Here is a 611-nt window from a genome sequence, read left to right as displayed (position 1 = left end):
GTCGAAGAAAGCGGCAGGCCACGGGGTTTCGTGATGCCAGCCATCCCCGCTCAGTTTTTCATCGACCTGACCACCGTTGGTGGCGTGTCAAGGACCCCCGCCGAATTCCAGCATCTGCTCAATCATGTTTCGGTGTTGTCTGCCCGAGGCGTCAAACTCGATGACGTTCAACGTTATTCGCTGCTGCGCGAAGTCGCCTCCGCCCTGGCGTTTCTTCACAAGCACGGTGTGTGCGTCGGTGATATCTCACCGAAAAACCTGCTGTTCTCGCTGACGCCGCACGAAGCGGTCTACTTCATCGACTGCGACGCCATGCGGATCAACGCCGTCTCGGCGCTGCCCCAGATGGAAACCCCGGGCTGGGACGCACCCCCCGGCGAAGAACTGGCCACCATCTACACCGACACCTACAAACTCGGGCTGCTGGCCCTGCGCCTGCTCGCCGGCGACCACGACACCAAAAACCCCCACCACCTACCCCCCACCACACCAGAACTGTTGCGCCAGATCATCACCGACACCTTGACCAACCAACCACACCAACGCCCACTACCCGAAGCCTGGACCTACGTACTGGGCCACGCCATCGAACACGCCCAACACCAAACAAA

At 60.7% G+C, this 611-nt stretch carries 1 protein-coding gene; it reads left to right on the top strand.

Annotated features, from left to right (window positions below; genetic code table 11):
• Positions 1-33: 33 nt before the first annotated feature.
• Positions 34-611 (top strand): protein kinase family protein (locus A5707_RS11000; RefSeq protein WP_197495310.1); only part of this gene is annotated, 578 nt, incomplete at its 3' end.

Source organism: Mycobacterium kyorinense, from assembly GCF_001672775.1.
Lineage (GTDB): Bacteria > Actinomycetota > Actinomycetes > Mycobacteriales > Mycobacteriaceae > Mycobacterium > Mycobacterium kyorinense_A.
Note: the sequence above shows the minus strand (reverse complement) of the source record. Positions and strands in the feature narration are given on the sequence as shown.